Annotated in this window: 17 protein-coding genes; 5 read left to right on the forward strand and 12 right to left on the reverse strand. The window is 51.2% G+C overall.

Annotation, left to right across the window (positions count from 1 at the left end; all coding sequences use genetic code 11):
• Window positions 1–41: 41 nt before the first annotated feature.
• The 5 genes from HC757_RS15985 to HC757_RS16005 all read right to left on the reverse strand — a co-directional run bounded on the left by HC757_RS15985 (window position 42) and on the right by HC757_RS16005 (window position 6,930).
• Window positions 42–638, reverse strand: a complete 597-nt coding sequence (locus tag HC757_RS15985; protein WP_169565378.1) for a c-type cytochrome — start codon at window positions 636–638, stop codon at window positions 42–44.
• 36 nt (window positions 639–674) lie between these two features.
• Window positions 675–2,795: an MtrB/PioB family decaheme-associated outer membrane protein gene (locus HC757_RS15990; RefSeq protein WP_169565379.1), complete on the reverse strand. Its 2,121-nt coding sequence runs from the start codon at window positions 2,793–2,795 to the stop codon at window positions 675–677.
• Window positions 2,796–2,835: 40 nt separating this feature from the next.
• Window positions 2,836–3,753, reverse strand: a complete 918-nt coding sequence (locus HC757_RS15995; RefSeq protein WP_169565380.1) for a DmsE family decaheme c-type cytochrome — start codon at window positions 3,751–3,753, stop codon at window positions 2,836–2,838.
• 148 nt (window positions 3,754–3,901) lie between these two features.
• Entirely contained in the window at window positions 3,902–6,079 is a 2,178-nt protein-coding gene (locus tag HC757_RS16000) for an OmcA/MtrC family decaheme c-type cytochrome (protein ID WP_169565381.1), read from the reverse strand.
• Window positions 6,080–6,450: 371 nt separating this feature from the next.
• Window positions 6,451–6,930, reverse strand: coding sequence for an aminoacyl-tRNA deacylase (locus HC757_RS16005; protein WP_169565382.1), 480 nt, complete (start codon window positions 6,928–6,930; stop codon window positions 6,451–6,453).
• A gap of 236 nt (window positions 6,931–7,166) precedes the next feature.
• Between HC757_RS16005 and HC757_RS16010 the strand changes: the two genes are divergently transcribed.
• Window positions 7,167–7,958, forward strand: a complete 792-nt coding sequence (locus HC757_RS16010; RefSeq protein ID WP_244623582.1) for a phosphatase PAP2 family protein — start codon at window positions 7,167–7,169, stop codon at window positions 7,956–7,958.
• Between the two features lie 186 nt (window positions 7,959–8,144).
• Here HC757_RS16010 and HC757_RS16015 read toward each other — a convergent pair whose 3' ends face one another.
• The 5 genes from HC757_RS16015 to HC757_RS16035 all read right to left on the reverse strand — a co-directional run bounded on the left by HC757_RS16015 (window position 8,145) and on the right by HC757_RS16035 (window position 10,469).
• The gene (locus tag HC757_RS16015; RefSeq protein WP_169565383.1) at window positions 8,145–8,351 is read right to left on the reverse strand and encodes a hypothetical protein; all 207 of its coding nucleotides are present in this window, start codon (window positions 8,349–8,351) and stop codon (window positions 8,145–8,147) included.
• 56 nt (window positions 8,352–8,407) lie between these two features.
• A complete protein-coding gene (locus HC757_RS16020; protein ID WP_169565384.1) occupies window positions 8,408–8,626 on the reverse strand; it encodes a hypothetical protein in 219 nt (72 codons plus the stop codon).
• Window positions 8,627–8,650: 24 nt separating this feature from the next.
• Window positions 8,651–8,869: a hypothetical protein gene (locus tag HC757_RS16025; protein ID WP_169565385.1), complete on the reverse strand. Its 219-nt coding sequence runs from the start codon at window positions 8,867–8,869 to the stop codon at window positions 8,651–8,653.
• Window positions 8,870–8,893: 24 nt separating this feature from the next.
• On the reverse strand, window positions 8,894–9,112 hold the full coding sequence (locus HC757_RS16030) for a hypothetical protein (RefSeq protein ID WP_169565386.1): 219 nt from the start codon (window positions 9,110–9,112) through the stop codon (window positions 8,894–8,896).
• Window positions 9,113–9,203: 91 nt separating this feature from the next.
• The gene (locus HC757_RS16035) at window positions 9,204–10,469 is read right to left on the reverse strand and encodes a DUF6895 family protein (RefSeq protein WP_169565387.1); all 1,266 of its coding nucleotides are present in this window, start codon (window positions 10,467–10,469) and stop codon (window positions 9,204–9,206) included.
• A gap of 289 nt (window positions 10,470–10,758) precedes the next feature.
• On the opposite strand from HC757_RS16035, the gene HC757_RS16040 reads away from it, so the two are divergent.
• Window positions 10,759–12,048 carry a DUF6895 family protein gene (locus HC757_RS16040; protein WP_169565388.1) on the forward strand — a complete coding sequence of 430 codons (1,290 nt, stop codon included), beginning with the start codon at window positions 10,759–10,761 and terminating at the stop codon, window positions 12,046–12,048.
• Between the two features lie 10 nt (window positions 12,049–12,058).
• Complete coding sequence (locus HC757_RS16045) at window positions 12,059–12,976, forward strand: hypothetical protein (RefSeq protein WP_169565389.1); 918 nt, start codon at window positions 12,059–12,061, stop codon at window positions 12,974–12,976.
• A gap of 455 nt (window positions 12,977–13,431) precedes the next feature.
• Here HC757_RS16045 and HC757_RS16050 read toward each other — a convergent pair whose 3' ends face one another.
• Entirely contained in the window at window positions 13,432–14,025 is a 594-nt protein-coding gene (locus HC757_RS16050; protein ID WP_169565390.1) for an acyl-homoserine-lactone synthase, read from the reverse strand.
• A 238-nt stretch (window positions 14,026–14,263) separates the two neighbouring features.
• On the opposite strand from HC757_RS16050, the gene HC757_RS16055 reads away from it, so the two are divergent.
• Window positions 14,264–15,214 (forward strand): hypothetical protein, encoded by a 951-nt coding sequence (locus HC757_RS16055; RefSeq protein ID WP_169565391.1) that lies wholly within the window; start codon window positions 14,264–14,266, stop codon window positions 15,212–15,214.
• Here HC757_RS16055 and HC757_RS16060 read toward each other — a convergent pair.
• Window positions 15,211–15,951: a LuxR family transcriptional regulator gene (locus tag HC757_RS16060; protein WP_169565392.1), complete on the reverse strand. Its 741-nt coding sequence runs from the start codon at window positions 15,949–15,951 to the stop codon at window positions 15,211–15,213. The genes HC757_RS16055 and HC757_RS16060 overlap by 4 nt on opposite strands.
• Before the next feature lie 254 nt (window positions 15,952–16,205).
• Between HC757_RS16060 and HC757_RS16065 the strand changes: the two genes are divergently transcribed.
• The gene (locus tag HC757_RS16065; RefSeq protein ID WP_169565393.1) at window positions 16,206–17,117 is read left to right on the forward strand and encodes an ATP-binding cassette domain-containing protein; all 912 of its coding nucleotides are present in this window, start codon (window positions 16,206–16,208) and stop codon (window positions 17,115–17,117) included.
• Window positions 17,118–17,255: the final 138 nt, after the last annotated feature.

Genomic DNA, 17,255 nt, shown 5'->3' on the forward strand with positions numbered 1-17,255 from the left:
TCCTTATCCGGCTTATGCCAGGCATTGCTGTTGGCTGGTGTTCATTGTTGACTGGCGTAGTAATGCAGCAGGGCCTCGACCTCTTGGTCATCGAGTTGCTCCATCTTGACTTTCATCTTGTCGATCATCACACGTTCGCCGCTGCGATAGAGCTTGAAGGCCTGCTTCATGTAGGGCGTCCATTGCCCGGCCAGTATGCCGGCATCATCGTCAGCCGAGCTGCCGCCATCTTCATGGCACTTGGCGCACTTGATGGTGTGGATCTTCTCACCCTGGGCGGCCAATCCAGGATCGAATGACTGCTTGGCCGCGATAAATTTCTGTTGCGAGAAATAGCCGGCGATGTCGGCTATCTGCTCCTCGCTCAACTCCTTGGCGATTTTCTGCATGTCGGTGGCGGGACGGGAGGTATCGCCGTGACGGTATTTGGATTCGACGGCAATACGTTCCCCCTCGCGGTAGGCGAACAGTGAATCTGAAATGAACACATCCGATGCGCCGGCAATGGTCGGCACATCCGACTCGCTGCTGATCCCCTTATCGCCATGGCAGTCGGCACAGACGGCAATGTGTTCGGGTAAATCGTTGGCCAGTACGTTGCAAGACAGCAGGACGAGCAGGGGGAGTAAGGTTTTCATCATGATTCCTCGGGTTTAGCCTCTAGGGCATATTGGTTAAAATTTATAACCGACAGACACTAAGCCATAGCTGACATTATAGTTGTTGCTCGAGGTGCCGAAGGTGAGCAGGTTGGGCAGGCTGCCCGGTGTCACGCCATCTATGGCGAAATCGGCGCTGTCGAAAGCCTGGTATTGGTAGCTGAAGCTCAGCTCTGTATGGGTGGAATATTGATAGAGCATTTTCAGTTCTCCATGACTCCAAAGGCTGGCGATCGTCGGCAAGGCATCGCTCCCTCCGGCTTGGTCGAGACGGATATAGGTATGGGCATCGGCGCGGTCGAAATTGATGAACAGGCTCAACTTGTCGTCCAGCAACTTGCGCAGCGCCAGGCTGATACCATAGCTGGTGATCTTGTCCTGATTGCGTGCCTGCCAGCGCGGGCCGGAAAAGTCGTCGCTGCCGGCCAGGCGGGTCTTTATGTCTTCCTGTTGCAGGAAGAGGCTGATATCGAAGGTCTCATTTGGGTGCCAGCTGAGGTCCAGGTTGGCATTGTGCAGCTTATTGTCCTTCAGCCCCAGTTCACTGGCGACATAGTCCTGGTGGGAATATTGCCCCGAGACAGTGGCGGACACTTGCTCGGATGGCGTGTAAAAGAGCTGCAGCCTGGCGCTGTCTTGCTGCCGGTCGGCGACATTGAAGCGCCGCATCAGGGGATTCTCCTCGACCCCGAGGAAGTCCAGTCGCTCCGGGGTACTGCTGTCGCGGTTGAGGCGCTCGCCACTGAGTTTCAGCATCCATTCGGGGGAAAAGGTCGCCGCATAATTGGCGTTGAAGCCGGCTTCGTTGGTGTTATGCACGGCTTGCAGGTTACGTTCTTTTTCCTCGTTCTTATAACCCAAGTTCAGCAAATGCCCCGCCATCGGCCGGTACTCCAGGGTCGCACTGGCGGATCTCGTGCTGTAGTCGTAGGGCAGGGTCATGAGTGCGTCGGCGACATACAAGTCCGAGATGACGGGGCGCAGCAACAGGGGAGCCGTCTTATTGTCACGCTCACGATAACGGTATTTTATTCTGACCGCCCAGGCCCTATCCCATCTGTGGTTGAGCTGTGCCGTCAGATCCGAGGTATTGACCTTGCCTTCGAGATCCGTCTGCGGCAGGGCCGTGAGCAAGTTGGCATTGTCCGTGTAGGGCACGAAGGCCTGATCCTGGGTCAGTTTGCCAAAGACATAGTTGAGTTTGACGAAAGAGTCTCTGGCGTATCTGTATTGGCCGTGGAGAGTGAGTTTCAGGGCGTTGTTATCCGGCGCTAAGGCTAACTGGCCGCTGTCGGCACCAGCGGCCAGGGGCTCATAGGGGTTGGCGAACCTGAGGCTATCGAGCTCGTTGTCGAAGCGTGAAAATGCCGCCGAGAGGGACAACAACCAAGACTCCCTGTTATAGCTCATCGAAGCGCTTAAATCCTGGATGGTCTGATCCACAGGCAAGGGCAGGTAGCTGGCGTTTAGCAGCTGCGCCGCCGAATATTCCAGGGTGCCCGTCTTATGCCAGCGCTGATAACGGCTGTCGAAGCTGAAGTCGTCGTCTTCATTGAGGCTCAGCTCCAGCCCCAGGCGCTTCCAGTCCGTGCCTGTTGCCAGGGGCCGGTATAGGCTCAGATCCGCGAAATCTCTGGCATCGGCACTCGTTGGCCAATCGCCGGGCAATTGTAACATTCCGCCTTTGTTGCTGTAGGGGGTCAGCAGATGCGCATATTTTCGGACGGGTATGGCCAGATAATCTACGCCGAGCCGGTAGCTGCCCTGTTTGCCATAGGCAGAGTCGAGTGCGAGCGAATCCAGTCCCAGGTTGCGAAAATGCGTGCTCCAGTAGTGGCCATCCTCAGTCTGCATCTTGATATCGCCGCTGAAAAACAGCTGGGATTGCCGGTCCAGGCCCGTGTAGTTGGCGAAGCGGTAAACCTCCTCGTCGGTTACCCCAAAATGGACCGCCAGACTCATGTCCCAGACTTCCGGCTTGGGGCAATATTCACATTGCCAATCCTCCAGCTTGACCTCGGCGCGCTTGTCGCCTTCGAACCCCAGACCCTGGGCCCGGGCCTGGCTCAGGCAAGTGAGCATCAGCGCGCTCATGATTAACACTGTTATCTTGGGTATGCAGATTATTTTGTTCATAAAATCCTGCCTAATGAATGCTGCGTCATAGCGTCATCTATTACCGTTGAAATCGACTTCCCGAGGGGTGGTTGCTGCCGTGAATACTGCTATGGCAGTTGGTACAGCTCCTGCCCAGCAGTAATGCCGAGGAAGAAGCATAAGGCGTGCTTAACCTGCTGCTGTCCTGAGCCAGGCTGGGATGCCCCGCGGAACTGTGGCAGTTTTGACATAGGAAGGGCACCTTCTGCGTCAACATGGCCGGCTGATTGCTGCCATGGGGGTTGTGGCAGAGGGCGCAGTTCTCGCTGGCGGGTTCGTGTTCCCAGGCAAAGGGGCCACGCTTCTCGGCATGACAGCCGAAGCAGGTATCGTTAATGGTATCTGCCACCAGGAGTTTGTCAGCGTTCGAGCCGTGGGGGCTGTGGCAGTCGGTGCAGCCCATCTGGCCGTATTCAAGCGGGTGGGTCGAGAAACGTTTGCTCGCCAGTTTCTCGGCCTGGTGACAGCTGCCGCACACCTGAACTTGCAGTTGCTTGAGGCGGATGGGATCTTCTTTCACATGTATCTTATGGCAATCGCTGCAGGCGACCTCGCCGGTCTGGTGACTGCTGCCCGCCCAATGACGCTTATCCAGTTGCTCATGGCAGCTGCTACAGATGGCATTTTTCTCGGCGACGGGGATCTCATTGCCCCTGGTAAAGGTGATCATCGCCTCGCGGTTTTCGCCTTTCCTGAGACGCTTCTTGCCATGCTCGCCCACTGGGCCGTGGCAGCTCTCACATTGATATTGGGCCAGGGGGGAATGGGGATCTGTCCTGGAGCCGTGCTTGGTCTTGAAAATGCTCAGCACGGGGAAAGCCGAGTCTTCGTCGTGGCAGCCCAGGCAAGTGTCGGCCCCGTCCTTGGAGTAGTCGGCCGCCTGTTTCAGCTCCAGGGTCGATACCGGGGACGCCTGTGGCTCCGCGGCATCCGCCATGGCGACAAGCGGCAGTTGGAGGCAACAGGAAAGCAGCGCCAACCTAAGATACCTAAATGAATGCAATCTGTTATATGAAGACTTAACCATATCATCCCCTGAAATTCGGTTCGGGGCCATGGAGCAGCCCCGAACCTCTCCGTTTTAGTTATTGGATTTTATGCACGGTTTTGACATCCGCGATACCACCGGCACCATGACAATATTGGCAGGTTTCGATCACGCTGAAATTATCTATATCCGCTTGGCTGGTATCGAAGGAGGCGCCGCCATTCTGGGTCATGTGCGCCTTGGCCAGGATGGAGTCATGGCAGGAGGAGCAGACTGCGGCGCTGGGGCTCACATTGACATCATCGCTGGGATCCGCCAACAGTGGCCCGGTATCCAGGGTCGAAGCCAGCACGCCGGGTGCCAGCGGCAGCTTGTAAGCCTCGTCGACATGACAGGTCTCACAATTGCTGATGATGCCGGGGAAGCTCACCTCACCGAAGTTGTGTACCGAGTTGCCAAAGCCGTAGACGATGAAGTCATTCTCGCGTTTGGCGGCACCGTGTATGCCGTGGATCAGGCGTTTGAAGTCGATCGAGCGTTCCTTCAACCCGTCGAGTGCCATGGCGGGATCGGCCGGACGTCTGCTGATATCCGTGTTATTGGGGTTGTGGCACATGACGCAGAGTTGTACTTCGCCGTTGCGGGAGCCGCCATGCAGGCTGAGTTGCTGGTGGCAATTGTTGCATTTGGCGTTATCCACACTTTGGCGCCTGGGGATCGCGGCCGAGTCTGTGATGGGGAAGAAGCCCACTTCGCTCTTCACCGGCAACCTGTCGCTGTAGACATTGTCGCCGTCGAAGTCGGCTGCGGGACGTCCCTCTATGGCGACGGCGCCGGTGCCAACCGCCGTCGCCGGCAGGGCCACGGTCGAGGTGGCACTGAAGCTGCCATCGGCGTTGGCCACCGCAGTCGTCAGGGCGTTGAAGGAGATGACATTTGCCGCGCCGGAACCCGAACCCGTGTTGTGGTAATCCTTGGTATCCCAGGCCAGATCGATAGACAGACGGGCATTGGCCGAGAATGCCGGGTGGGTCTTGATGTCGTAGCTGGCGTTATCCTGGTTGGGATTGACCACAGAGAAGGTCACGGTCGGGAAATTTCCCGGCGCCGTGTTGCTGACATTCAGGATATTCCATTTGAAATCTTTGGCGGCATCGGCATTCAGGGTCGCATGGGACGCGACAACGCTGCCGGCGAAGCCCCCTTCCTTATGGCAGACGGTGCAATCGGCATTGTCTGTCATCACGCCGCCGGGATGGCCGCCGTCGACGCCCTTGGCGAAGTCGACGTCGTCATGGCAGGAGCCGCAGGCCTGGATAGTTGGCCGCTCCTGCCAGCCTATGGCCTCCGGGGTCGCCGCATCGTTGGCGTCATGGCATTTACTGCAATTGCGAATGTCCTGGGGTAAGACCACGTCTGAATAGTCGTGTTTGGTATCCCTGAAACCATAGATGGCATATTCTCCCCCCTGGACGACGGAGGGAAGCGCTTCACCTCTGTGGATCTTATGGATCATCACCTTGAAATCAACAGTGTTGCCGCTGTTGGCATCCGTCGACCCAGGGTTGTGACAGGTCACACATAGCTTGGTCTCTATGCGTCCACCACCGTGGAGCGCTAGCTTGCCGTGGCAGGAGTTACAGTTTTCAATCTTGACGACTTCCCGGCTGTCCAGGCCCATGGTTTCGCCATCCGCAGGACGAAAGTCGAACACTGTGTTGGCGACGGGTTGATCGTTGCCGCTGAGTTGCATGCCCAGCCTGTGGGTCAGTTCAGGTTCATAGACCACAGCCAGGGGGCTGGTGATCGCCGTGATGTCGGTTCCGAAGGTGTAGGTGTAACTGCCATCCTGGTGGTTTTCCAGGGTGCCGCCGCTGTCGGACGTGGCTTGTATGGTCTCTTGGGTGCCAGGGCCGACGCCGTTGGGTGCCTCGGTCCTGTTGATATAACTTTGCCAGGCACTGGAGTCACCATTCTTGCTCGGGAGCAGTTTCGCCAAGGTGAAGCGGATGGAGGGCAGGTCGACGTAGGGCAAACCATCCTGATCGACCACATTGAACTCGACGACGGGCGCGCTATTGATAGTGACCGAGGTGACAGTCGGCACCAAGGCGGTCGGATTTTCGGAGACTTCGATGGGAGGCGGTGCCGCCGGACCCTCAGGGCCAGCGGGGCCGGCAGGACCGGTTTTACCGTCACTGCAACCGAAGAGGACAAGCAAAGTGAGGAGAGCAGCTATTCTGCCCATGCGTCCCAATAATAATGTGCGCTTCATGTTCCCGGCTCCCTTGGTAACGTCAGTCGTTCAATGATGATGGCTGGGCGATTTTGCTATCGCTCGATTCAGACATCGGGCGGCTCACCCCGCCGTGCTACAGCTCGAGCCATAGCTTTATCTATAGCTTGAACCATAGTTTGATCAAGAGCTTGGCCAAGATTCAGTTTAGTCAGTTTTTTTTACCTTGTTTTGATCTAGTGCATTAAATACACAAAATCGTGTCAATCTGTGTGGGTATTTATGGCAGGGTCCATTCACGGGCCGAAGGGGGCCTCTCCCGGGGCGGCAGCGAGCCGGGAATGAATGCAACAGCGGCCCGCTAGTGCATGGGCTGCTGTTGCTGGCTTCTGTTAACCTCAGGCAAGAGATCAGTGGAATACTTCGTGGCTGAATCTCAAGTGCTTGGCGCCGCTGACTAACCTAGAAAAGTCCTTGTGGCTTACGTGTACCAGGTGGCTATGATCGCCGGCCTCAAAGTAGATGTCTTTGGACTGGAGCAGGAGATCGTCGTAGACGACATCCATGTTGTAGGCGGCAGCTACGGGGGGAATGGCCCCGTGTTCGCAGTCGTCGAACATAGGATAGACGGCTTGTTCCTTGGCCAGGTGCAGACCCCGGTTGAGGCTGTCACTGAGTATGCTCAGGCTGATCTTGTTGATCGCCGGCAGCACGGCCATGAGCTTGCGGCCCTCGTGATCTTCCAGGATCACCGCCTTGGCTACCTGCATCGCCGGCACATCGGCGGCGATGGCCGAACTCAGGGAGTTGAGGCTGTGAGTGTGCTGCACCAGTTCGTAATCCACCTTCTTATCTTTGAGGTAGTTAGTTAATCGTGTCGACATGCTCATAATTACACCTCATCAATCATGTTTGACTCTTAAATTATAGTTTATCCCTCCTTGACCGAGATGCCGCTGTGGGGTTTTGAGGTAAATGGCTGGGACGCCGGGCCTGACACATTGGACTTTGGCCAAGCTGAGGCCAAAGCCCTGCCAGTGTTTGGCCGCCATATTTTAAGTTTGTCATAAGAATGGGCAGCCATAATTAATCATTGTATTTATGATGCCGGGGTTGTTGGCGCTTTATGGAAAATGTGTATCCCAAGCCTGCCATGTGGCAGAAAAATGTCTCCTTCGGCTGTGAATGCCAGCCATCTTGGTTTGCCTTTCATCTGGGATTGCCTCTGGTGGTATTTCTGTTGCTGCTGGCCTGGTTGGAAGTCTTTGGTTTGGATATGGCATTGTCCCAATGGTTATTCAGGCTCGAGGGTGGCGTAACGCATTGGCCGCTGAGAAATGCCTGGTGGACAGATACCCTGATCCATTCTGGTGGGCGGAATTTGGTGATCTTCTTGGGGCTGGCCGTGATTGCCGGCCTGATAGACAGCTATTTCAGCGCAACCATGAGGCCGTTTCGGCGGGGCCTCTGGTATTTGCTCGCCAGTGTGGTGACGACTCTGGTGTTGGTTAGAATAGGAAAAAATCTGAGCCATATCAGTTGTCCCTGGGATTTGACCGATTTTGGCGGCAAGTTTGCCTATAGCAGCCTGCTTGAGCCGCTGGCGCTCGGTGCCGAATTCGGCCAATGTTTTCCCGGCGGCCATTCCAGTGGCGGCTTCGCCTGGATTGCCTTGTACTATTTCGCCCTGGCCTGTGTGCCCAGGTTGCGCTGGCGTGGTTTCGCCCTTGGTTTGGGAATGGGGCTGGTATTCGCCATGGGTCAAGAATTGAGGGGGGCCCATTTCCTGTCCCACGATCTCACCAGCCTGGCCATCGCCTGGAGTGTCGCCAGCCTGCTCTATTATGTGATTTTCATCAGAGCCGCTCGGCCGTCATCGCGGGAGACCTTAAGCCTCGGCATTGGGAAATATCAATAGGTGGTGTGCATCTATGGCCGGAGATCGAGCCGGCCGTAACTGCGGCTGACGGGATTTATCCATCCGTTCTTGAAATAACTTGGCATGTCTCTTCAGGGGGGATGGCGCTAGTGTGAGTGTTTGTCGCCCCATAATGATCAGGTTTGGGGCGACAAGCGCGTCTTGCTTTTATCGCTGCAGCAGGTATTAAGCGACTGTCGTCGAACTGATAATATCTGATACGTTGTTGGCTATTTCCAGGAGGGAAGGGTCGATCTTATCAGATAGGTGCCCCAATAAATCATGGTTGAGCACTGAAGTGATAGTATCTATTTCTTCGGTTTTGACTATGAAGTAGTAGTTGGTCATGGAGTAGATGTGTACGCCATTGATTTCAAAAGTAGTACCTTTCAAGTGAAGCTCCTTGTTAAATAAAGGCGGCAAACGCCGCCGATTCATGCATGGGGGATTTAGCTTAGAGTCGAAACGCTGTTGGCTATGTCGCTGACAGTGCTGGCGGCCTGATGCGCGGCATCCAGGATGGCGGGATCCAGCTTTTCGGCCAATACGTTCATCAGATCGCTGTTGACTGCGGCGGTCAGATCGCCGATGGCTTTGGCATCGTAGATGAGGACATAGTCGGTTAAGGCAACGAAGTTAACGCCCTGGGTTTCGAAGTTCATTTGCATGGTCTTGCTCCTGTTATGGGTTGATTAGCTAAGGGTAGAAACGCTGTTGGCTATGTCGCTGACAGTGCTGGCGGCCTGGTGTGCGGCATCCAGGATGCTGGGGTCCAGTTTTTCGGCCAGCACGTTCATCAGATCGCTGTTGACCGCGACAGTCAGGTCGCCGATGGCTTTGGCATCATAGATGAGGACATAGTCGGTTAAGGCAACGAAGTTAACGCCCTGGGTTTCGAAGTTCATTTGCATGGTCTTGCTCCTGTTATGGGGTGATTAGCTAAGGGTAGAAACGCTGTTGGCTATGTCGCTGACAGTGCTGGCGGCCTGGTGTGCGGCATCCAGGATGCTGGGGTCCAGTTTTTCGGCCAGTACGTTCATCAGATCGCTGTTGACCGCGGCAGTCAGATCGCCGATGGCTTTGGCATCATAGATGAGGACATAGTCGGTTAAGGCAACGAAGTTAACGCCTTGGGTTTCGAAGTTCATTTGCATGGTCTTGCTCCTTTGTTGATATAACTTATTTAAAATTACCGCTAGGTTTACGGCTCAGAATAATTAAGGTAATTTTTCTGGTCCTGTTATCTTAGTGCTCATTGAATGTCAGTTTATTCCAATTGATGCACCGGTCGATTTTTTTGATGGACTCTAGTACTGAACTCTCGAATTTGTGTTGATTCTCTTTGTGTTTGCCTTTCTCATCATGAAAGTAACCCAGGTAGTTATCTTCCCGTCTCTGGGAGTCGATAAAGTTCTTTGTGTTGTTGACTATATGGCCGAGTCCCATGCTGTTAATTATTTCGCCCTCATTTTCAATGGAGTTAAATAATGCGAGTAATAAAGGCAGGTTATACTCGGCAGCGAGCCTTTGCATGTGACCAAGCGAATTGAGTGTACCTAGGTCGAATATGCTTTCGTCAGCTGTTATGTCTGACAGTTGGTCGTTGATAATACGTAGACACATGGCAGCAACCAGCATGGTGTGATAATTCTTTGCCCAATGATGGAACTTATCACCATGTAATTCCTTTACATCATCTCCTATACGCCCCACTGGCCCCGGGATCACATCGTCATTCTCCATGGACTGAGTTATTGCCGAGAACACCAGTTCTATATGCCATTTCTTACAGTGTCCAATCAAGGCCAGAGAAGCCAGCAATTCCAGAGATAAGTCTAAGTCTTTCTTGGCGATATACTTCAGCAACAGGGCCTCCAGCACCTTGTTAACCCCGTGGTCGAAATCAACATTCAGGGCTAAAAAATCTGCCTTTCTCTGCATGCCTGTCAGATAAAATATGTTGTGTGTCAGTGCATAAGCCTGTGACTCATCCGCCAGAATAGGATCTGGAAGGCGGTAGTAATTGGACATCTTGCTAAGCTTTTTCACCGGGAATATGTGCTCTATGTCACCGAATATCTGGGCCGCGAACACATAATCCATCATCCTGAAAGGTACCAGTTCGAGAGAGCGGGAGTGCTGTGAGTTCAGCTCCTTGGTGAAGTATTCGCTTAGTGACGGCGTAACACCATAGAGGTGTTTCGCTATGGCTATGGGTAAGCCGAATGCCAGGAACAGTTCTCTGTGGCGTTTGGCTAGTTGAAGAAACCTGTCATCGTTCAGATGGTCCAGGAATTGTGTCTTCAGTTCATGGCTCTTGTCTTTAATCCCGTGCTTATCGCACACATATAAATAAAGTGAATACTCGCAGAATGATTTCCGGTAGAGGAACGTCGTATCTTTATCTGAAATATTATATGGATTGAAGAACTCTTTGTGGTTATCTAGCCACAGGTCTATGCCCTTAATCCTGTCATTGATAAAGTTTTGATAGTGATTAACGCAAGTCATTTGCTTTCTCCGATTTTCAAGTGTCTCAATCATTCACTATTTTTTTATGTTGATTAACTGCAAGAAGTATCAGGTAGTCATTCGATGTCTATTCTTTGTCAAATGTATTAATTCTGATGCTTGTAGGTTTTCTAGAGTGAATTTGATTTCAGGTTGAGTTTCAATAAGAAGTTGATAAACCTGATAGATGTTGCAGTTTTTTTAAATTTTCAGCATTAGCTGGTAAATATAACAGTTAATTAACTTCAGGTATGAGATAGCATTTATTTTATTTGTCGAGGGAAGGTGTATGCAAAAACATGATTTTGGATGTCAACAGGTGGCCAGGGACTATTTGGGTGAAAGAATAAGCAATATCAACCAATGGTTAGATGAGCATGTTGAATGCTTCACACCAACAGTGGCAGACAGCCCCAAGGCGATTGACTATCGCCGTAAAGCCTTCGGCGAGGCTGGTTTATATCTCTATGTTGCAGATAAATATCCGGCTTTTTCTGGTCCGACTCTGCTCCAGCAACATTATTGGCAAGTCTTGTCGTCACCGGCTTATCTTGAGCTGGCTCACCGTAATCCGGCAACTTATGGCTTGTATGCTTTTCCCGTTGCGGTAGCTAAGTCGCTTGGAAGAAGTAATAGCAAGCTGGATCAATACTTTGAAAGTACTTATCAATCCAGGCACTTACGCTCAATTGAAATGCCACCCTTCAGATTGTTGGATAATTTGTTCTTTGCCCGCATTTACGACTTGGCGAAAATGCCTTATGCGGCAGATGACGTCATGGCTCTTACCAATATACGGAGACTGCCGGATCTCATCATGGCCGATGAAACCCAGGCTTATGCCTTGACCCATAACATATTTTATTTGACGGGGATGCAACAGGGGCAAGATTTCCTGGGATTGAATCCCGAGTTTGATCGCTCACATCTACAGGCGTTGGAAGGCTTGTTTGTACGCTATATGGCGAATAACAATCTGGATCTGGCCTTGGAGTTGCTGATGTGCCTGATACTTACGGGTCTATGCAAGAAGTGGCATCTGCAATACGCGCTGGAACTGGTAGAGAAAAACTTACTCGATGGCTGCATAGTGCCGGGTCCCGGAACCCCGGATGGTTTCGAGCTGCTGCAGGAGTCTAGTCAGGGCTTCCAGACTTGGGTCAAGCATTATCACACCATGCTGGTTGCCGGAATGGCATTTCGGTTAGCGGCTGCACATCTACAGGATATCTGGCAGGAAGGGTCTAGTTTACAACATTTTGCTGCTTACGGCTGTGGTCAGGTACTGCGATTGCTGCATGATTACAACCTGCCTTTGGCCTTGACCGTACTCAAGACACTCGAACAGCATCTTCCCGATATCAAAGAGCTGGAGTTGGAGTACTTGCTGGAGCTATCCATAGATTTCATCGAGGAACAGAAACAAGCGGATGGCAGCATAGGCTTTTACTACGATGAATATTGCACCTTAAGTGCCAAGGGGAAGGATTGGCAGGCCGCCAAAGATGCGATTCAGCTGCCACTCAGTCAGGTGTATAGGCAGATCGATTGGCCAAAATTACAGTCTGTTATCGCTTGAGGAGGCAGTGATGGAATTATCAATTAAAGAGTTCAACCTACTCATAGCCACAGTCATTGCCCTGAGCTTTGCGACGCAGCTCGGTGCTTATTTTTTTCAATACTCGGGAATAGGGCTCTGGTTATTGTTCGCTACTCTCTGGGTACCTGTCATAGCCTGCTTGCTCAACGGCGGCACAGCCAGGCGCATCATGCGCCGGAGTTTGACTTCCTTGAGCCTGAAGTGGACGCTTTTGGGGCTGTTGTCGGGTCTTTTGTTGCTGGGTGCCGAACAAGCCGTGTTGTATCTATGGGATCTTGGGCAGTTGAATGTACAGGCCTATTACTTTGACATAACAGCCAAAGAGGTATCGCCCTATGGTGTTGCATTGCTGCTGGGTAATGATCCTCAGGGATATCTGCTGTTTACCATTAATATCATGTTAACCATGGTGATTGCCGGGATGTTGGCCAGTTTGATCTTTGTCGTAGGCTTTGAAGCCTGTTGGCGAGGCGTGCTTTATCGTCAGTTGGCTGCGTTGATGGGCATACACAAGGCGCCGATTTTTATCGGCTTGCTCATAGGCATATGTTTTATTCCTCTGCATGTGACGGGTTACTATAATGTCGAGTCTCCCTACTTGACCGCATTTGTGTACTTTCCACTGATCTGTATTGGGGTCAGCTATGTCATGGCGGGATTGGCGGTGGATAACATCAGCGTCTGGCCTACGGCCATTGCCTTGGGGGTGTATATTGCAGGCTCAGGCAATCTCTTCCTGGTGGCTGAGAATGCGGGGTCCAGCCTCGAAGCCAAGGCAATAGTCTTGACGATAGTGAGTCTATGGGTGCGCAGTGCCTTGATTAGTCGCTACCAAGACAATGAAGCCATGCAGCAGGAGTCGCTAATGGATGCGGAACCACTCTTGTTACCATTCAAGACAAGTTGATCAACTGCGGGAGCCGTGTGCCTGTTCCCGCTCTGACTCTGTCTTATATGCATAGGCAGTTGCTTTAAGTTTCTATTCGGGAGGGGTTCCCTGCATGGGATGGGAAAGCAGTGTATTGAGGTATGGTGTTAATTAGTGCTGTTCCGCAGGGTATGGTTATGGCTGATGCCAGTTGCTATCTTGATCTATGTTTTCTTGTTGCGCATGGGTGCTTGGATTAATAATGTTGCATGGAATGTTATCTATTTAATTTAAGGCTTGTTAATCTATTTCTTTATACCAATTAATATGGTGTTTTAATATTGTATTGTTTATTTGCTTTTAAAGGGGGATACAATTTTGCGGTTTTTATGAGTATTATTGGTACAGAGATATAGCTGCAAGAGTGTGGGGGAGGGAGAGGCCAGACTAGCTTAACATAAGTGTTGGCCCCATGTCCCTGGGAGGTTGGAGTACTAGTGGTGTTGGGCTATGTTCAAGTTGTCATCGACTTTTATCCACAACGCGACAGATTTTTCTATTCCTACTTGCATTGATTTCCCATCTCCCATTCTGCGCATTGTCACGCCCAAGTATTTTAATATTCTCTCGCAGGCGACAGTGGTGACCAGCACATAGTCTGTGATGTTGTTTTCTATGGCGAAAGTGTAGAAAGAACGAACCAGGGATGCGGTATCTTCACTGGCAATGGCCATATTCTTGCCGTCTCTGTTTTTGCTTATGGCAAAGCGGCTGATTTCAAATATATTGCTGTCTTCTGGAGGTGTTTCCCCTCTCAATAATTGTGGGAATACATCTTTCAGCATGTATTTGTTCGTTGTAGGCAAGGCTCTCCAACAACCTATTATGTTATTTTTATTGTTGCTCATTGTAATATAGCTTGGAGTTTGTTTGTCGAAGTTGTCTTTCTCCAAACCATTTGAGATCTTGACTTCCCATCCGAGTCTTTTGTTAAAAACTTCCCCTCTCAGCCTGAACATTTCTTCCAATAATGGAGCATTCTTGTTATCCGAAATGTTGTGGTCTTTGATGATTTGTATATTTCTCATTGTTTGAGCCTCATTTGACTTTTGATGGACTCAAATCCTATTCAAAGAGCTCGTTCTTGTTCAGCTATCAGATTTTACAGTCTGGGAATATGGCACCTTTAATTAGCTTAAAATTGAATTAATACAACTGTAAAAACTGACAGTTAATATCCGGTAACCAGTCATATCTGACAGTGATGCCTTCGTCATGCTCTGGCTATAATCTGCCAAGTGATTATCTTATTCGATGTGGTTTAGCATGATGATTGGAAAGCATGATGGGGTCGATCATTCCCATTATATGGCGCTGGTACTGGACAAGGCATCGAGCATATCGCCCAATGCCGGAGTCGGATGGATGTTGTGCCGTAATGGCCGGGTGCTGGCGATCAGAGGCAGCATGCACGGTGAAAGACTCGATGCCTTACTCGAGGATATTGACGTCTATGGCGAGGCGGCCGATCTCTATTTGTCATCCCCCCCCAATCCGCTGTTTGTCGATTCCCAGGTGTTGCTGGATGTGGCGATAAGAGGACAAATTAAGCAAATCCTGTTTCCACAGTTGGATGCGCACTTGTGTGCGCCTTTTGAGCCGCAACCCTTGTTGTCTCCAGCGGCAGTTGACATAGTACCCTTGCCCAGCTGGTTGCTGGAGATCCGATCTTACCTGACCTTGCAGACCTATATGCAGAAGCGCCGTCCCTGGGTGACCTGTGTTACCTCTGCCGATCTATGTGGGCGGGAAAGCTCATTGGATACCTTTGAGCATGAATTTGGGGCAATGGATTATCTGCGGAACTTGTTTCAGGGGGCGCACTTCATTGCGACTCAGCCCCACTCCATGCCCATGTCGCTGAACAAGCTCACCAATAACCTGGGGCATGATTTGCCCCCTTACTCTATGTCACACTTGCACGAGGCCAAGACTCTGCTGAGCCAAGGTTACGTCAATAAGCAAACGAGTTGTGTCCTGGTGACCTCGGTGGCGTTCGCTGCCAGCCTGGTGAAAGAGGGCTTAGTGGATGAAATAGTGTACCACTTGGGCCTGGGTCGGGGATTGCCCAATAAGCAGCCCATAAGGCTGCTTTCCGATGAGTGGGAGATATTCTCCAGTGCTCAATTCAGTAATGGCATCAGATTAAATGCCCGCCGAAAAGGGCTGTATGTCTGTGATAACCTCAGTAAGTTAAAGCTAGGTCGACTTAATTAAATATTGGGCTTAATCAGGTTTTTCTTTATCGCCAGTGCGACGGCATGTTGCCGGTTGACTGCGCCCAGTTTGGTGGTGGAATTGTTCAGATGAAAGAGGATGGTTCGCTCCGATATGCCCACTATTTGCGCTATCTCCCAGGCTGTTTTGCCTTCGCATGCCCAAAACAAACACTCTAATTCCCGCTTGGTTAACTCGGTCTTGACCGATGAGGTATTGTTTAACTCTATCAGCAGGTAACGTTCGAATAAGTGAGTGGCAAAGGTATGGCAGAACATCTGGGCATTATCCAGTATGCTATTGGCATCGGTTCTTTTGCCTATGGCCATGCTGAATACGGCAATATTTTCTGAAGAAGATTTCAGCGGAATGCTGATGCCATTGAATAAGCCATATTCGGCGGCATCTTTAAATACCTTTAAACCCGTAGCAGAATTAAAATTATCGGACGCAATTAATTTGTCCCAGCGTATGGGGGACTGGTGCTGGATAATATATTTAACCACGGGATCGGCCTGTTGCTTGCCCTCTTTGAAATAGCGTGCCAGCCACTCTTCAGGATAGTTAGAGAGTAGGCGTATGGTTGGTGCATAGGATGACTCCTGGCCTATGATACCGATCAGATAATAGGGGATATCGGTTAACTGACAGAATAGTTCACAACAAGCTTTAAGTTCATCAAAGCTGTTGCAAACATCGAGTTTGTCGGTCAGTTCGTAAAATTGTGCTACCTGCATCGTTAATATCCTTGTTATGCCTATCCTTGTACTCGCGCTCCATGACAGCTACTGCCAGCCCCCATGGGGATCAACCTGAATGATGCGATTCAATCGGTTAAGTTATCAAAATGTTAATGTAAATACAATCGATGTGACGAGAGGATGTACCAGTTATGCGGGATAGCAGGCGGGACACTGTCATTTCTGCCAACTTAGCCGTTCCTTTGTTTCCATGTAGGTTAAGAGTCTCACTTGTGGTATGGGGCAATAATATGGAAAGTAATTCTCGACGCGAAGAAGAACTGAGATTGGAAATTCATGGTTTGCATAAGGAATACGGCAACAATGTCGTTGCCTTGGATCAGGCCTGCGCCGTGTTCAAACCCGGCATTACCGGGTTGGTGGGCTCCAATGGTGCGGGTAAGTCCACTCTGATTAAGTTACTTGCACAACTCGAACGCCCTAGCCGGGGGGCGATTACTCTGGGCCAGCAGAATGCCACGGCTGATCCTGGTGTCATAAGGCGAACATTGGGCCTGCTCCCCCAGCACTTTGGCGTATATGAGCAGCTGACACCCAGACAATTCTTGCGCTATCTCGCGGCGGTTAAGCGGGTCGAGAACAGGAAGATAGAGCCAGAGATCGACGACTTGTTAGCGCGCCTGAATTTGACTCAGGTGCAGGATAGCCAACTCAAAACCTTCTCGGGAGGCATGCGTCAAAGGGTAGGCATAGCCCAGGCGTTGCTGGGGACGCCGGATATAGTGATCTTCGACGAGCCGACGGTGGGGCTGGATCCTCTCGAACGGGTGAGCTTTCGTAAGCTGTTGACTGACCTGGCAAAAAGTAAAATTGTGATTCTTTCCAGTCATATAGTATCCGATATTGCGTCTCTGGCAGATCAGATTATGGTGTTGAATAAGGGGCATGTCTCCGTGTTCGACACCCCGGAAAGATTGCTTGGCGCTATGGCGAACAGAGTCTGGTCCGTCCCCATTGCGGAGCAAGAGTTAGCCTCTTTCGAACGGGATTTCATGGTGTGTGATGTAGATCGTCACAGTCTGGGGCTGACGTTAAGAGTTGTCGCCGATGTGCAACCTACGTCAGCAGCTAAGGCGGTTGCCCCTAATCTGGAAGATGCTTACTTGTGTTTCAGTCGTGCCGATGCACTCGAGGTGCATTGATATGTTGAGTCACTGTAGTGGTCAACCTTTTTTGGCCACGGTTTTATACGCAAGCCAGAACCTTCTCTCTGACTCACTTGGTGTCAGACCGCCATTATATTGATGCGGCCTGACCTGGCTGTAATATCCAACGATATA

It is taken from the genome of Shewanella salipaludis, assembly GCF_012911865.1.
Taxonomy (GTDB): Bacteria; Pseudomonadota; Gammaproteobacteria; order Enterobacterales; family Shewanellaceae; genus Shewanella; species Shewanella salipaludis.